This is a genomic window from Streptomyces sp. SID3212 (genome assembly GCF_009865405.1).
GTDB lineage: Bacteria > Actinomycetota > Actinomycetes > Streptomycetales > Streptomycetaceae > Streptomyces.
Genome location: NZ_WWJY01000345.1, coordinates 1 through 2,294, shown reverse-complemented (window position 1 = coordinate 2,294; position 2,294 = coordinate 1). Strand labels below are relative to the sequence as shown.

Here is a 2,294-nt window from a genome sequence, read left to right as displayed (position 1 = left end):
GGGCGTCCCCGCGGTCCTGCGGCGCCGCCTTGCGGGCCGCGAGGGAGGGCGCCGCGGTGGCGGCGGCGGTCTCGCCGGTGATCGCGCCCCGGACCCTGGCCAGCGGGCCGAGTCCCAGCACCGGGCTGTTGCCGGTCGCGGTGAGCCCGCCCCGGACGATCGTGTTGTCCAGCACGGTCGCCGCCGTGTTGTCGGTGACCGTCAGGTTCCCGCCGAGGTAGGTGGCGCCGGCGCAGGAGCCGAGCGTCCCCTCGCCGCCGAGCTGGAGGGTGTCGGCGTTGTTCCGGTACGTGGTGTTGCCCTCGACCTCGCTGGCGCACAGGACCCCGCCGAGGGTGTTGCCGCCGACGGTGAGGGCGCCCTTGACCGTGCTGTCGTAGACGTCGGTGTACAGGTTCCCCTCCCCGGTCAGCGCGCCGGAGAGGGTGCTCCCCGAGACGTACAGCTCGCCCGCCGAGGATCTGACCGTGCCGCCCAGCGTCGCGTCGACGGCGTACACGAATCCCTTGTCGGAGGTGATCCCCGTCTTGACGCTGCTGTCCTGGACGTGGGTGCCGAAGGCGGCCTGCGCGGTCACGGAGCCCTTGACCGTGGTGTCGGTGAGGTCCAGGTAACCGTTCTGACGGACCGTCACGTTCTGGTTGAACGTCGCGCCGGACGCGACGAGGTCGGCTCCCGCCTCCACCGTCACGGTGCCCTTGACCTTGGTGCCGGTCAGCGTGCACGACTGCCCGGCCGGTACGACCAGGTCCCCGCCGACCGTCACGGCGCCCCCGTCACCGACACAGGTGGTGTACAGCGCGGCCTGGGCGGATCCGGCGAGTCCCACGAGCCCGGCGGAGGCGGCCAGCGAGGCGGTGGCCACAAAAATGCGGATCTTCATGTCGCTTCCCTTTTCTGCTGCGGTCACGGCCGCGACGGTCGCGCGGCCGGGTGCCCCGCACGGGACGTCCGGTGGCGCCGGGCGGTCCGGTGACGGGGGTGCTGGGGGGGCGTGTGCGGGTGGCGCGGAGCCTCGGTGCGGGGGAGTGGTCCGACCGTGGGAGGGAGGCGTGGTGAGTGGGGTGCTGTCCGGTACCTGAAGGAGCGTGGAGACGCGTCGTTGTTACGGGGACGAAACACTTGCCTGGTGGCCCGAGACATTAAGGCGCCCTCAAGGGGCTGTCCAGAGGTTCGGAACGAATCGCTGAAACTTTCTCATGATCCGTCAAAAGCCTGTCCGGAAAGTGTCCTGGGCGCGGCGGTCGGCCACGGGCCGCGCAAGGAATTTCCGCTTCCGACGTTTGGAGACGGCGCGCAGGGTCACACGGCAGGCCGTAAGCAACGGACGAGCCCGGCTCGTTCACGGACCAAAGGGAAGGTTGCGCGTCATGGGCATCATCGCCTGGATCATCATCGGACTGCTCGCTGGCCTCATCGCCAAGGCCCTCGTGCCCGGCAAGGACCCGGGCGGCCTCATCGTCACCATGCTGGTCGGTGTGGTCGGCGGTCTGCTCGGCGGCTGGCTCGGCAAGGTGATATTCGGCGTCGACTCCATCGACGGGTTCTTCGACCTGTCGACGTGGATCGCCGCGATCGTCGGCTCCATCATCGTGCTGCTGATCTATCGCGCCGTCACGGGCCGTACCCGCGCCCACGCCTGACCGCCCACCCGGCACCGCGCACGACCGTCCGCCACGGACGGCCGGGCCGAAGCCGGAGCGCGGAGCCGATGACGCCGCGGTCGCTCGTCCCCTTTCGGGGAGGAGCGGGCCGCGGCGCGGCTGTGTCACCACGCGACACGCCGACGATCCGGCCGCCGTCCACCGCGCGACACGCCGTGGATCCCGGCGCTCCCACTCCGTGACACGCCCGGCGGGGTCAGGCCGGCGGCTCGTCCTCCCCCTGGGGAGTGATCACCGTCATACCCGCCCCGGACCTCTCGCCCAGGGCGGCGAGCGCCGCCGGGGCCGCGTCGAGCCCGATGACCTCACCGACCAGCAGATCCGGGCGCAACCGGCCGGACCGCACCTGAGCCATCATCACCGGATACGCGTGCGCGGCCATGCCATGGCTGCCCAGAAGGTCCAGTTCGAACGCGATGACCCGGTTCATCGACACGCCGAAGCCGCCTGCCGGGGCCAGTCCGACCTGCACATGCCGCCCCCGGCGCCGCAGGCACTCCACGGACGCGCGGCACGTGGCCTCCGCGCCGAGGGCGTCGAGCGACACCTGCGCCCCGCCGCCCGTCACCTCCCGGACCGCCGCCGCCGTGGCCTCGACACCACCCGAGGCGTCCACACACGCCTCCGCGC

3 protein-coding genes are annotated in these 2,294 nt (G+C 71.8%); 1 reads left to right on the top strand and 2 read right to left on the bottom strand.

All coding sequences use genetic code 11. From position 1 onward, the window contains the following. Positions 1–910 (bottom strand): hypothetical protein (locus GT042_RS10475; protein ID WP_161308443.1); only part of this gene is annotated, 910 nt, incomplete at its 3' end. Between the two features lie 460 nt (positions 911–1,370). Here GT042_RS10475 and GT042_RS10470 point away from each other — a divergent pair. Continuing rightward, complete coding sequence (locus tag GT042_RS10470; protein WP_161308442.1) at positions 1,371–1,643, top strand: GlsB/YeaQ/YmgE family stress response membrane protein; 273 nt, start codon at positions 1,371–1,373, stop codon at positions 1,641–1,643. 217 nt (positions 1,644–1,860) lie between these two features. Here GT042_RS10470 and GT042_RS10465 read toward each other — a convergent pair. Next, a partial coding sequence (locus GT042_RS10465; protein ID WP_161308441.1) for a zinc-binding dehydrogenase occupies positions 1,861–2,294 on the bottom strand: 434 nt, incomplete at its 5' end.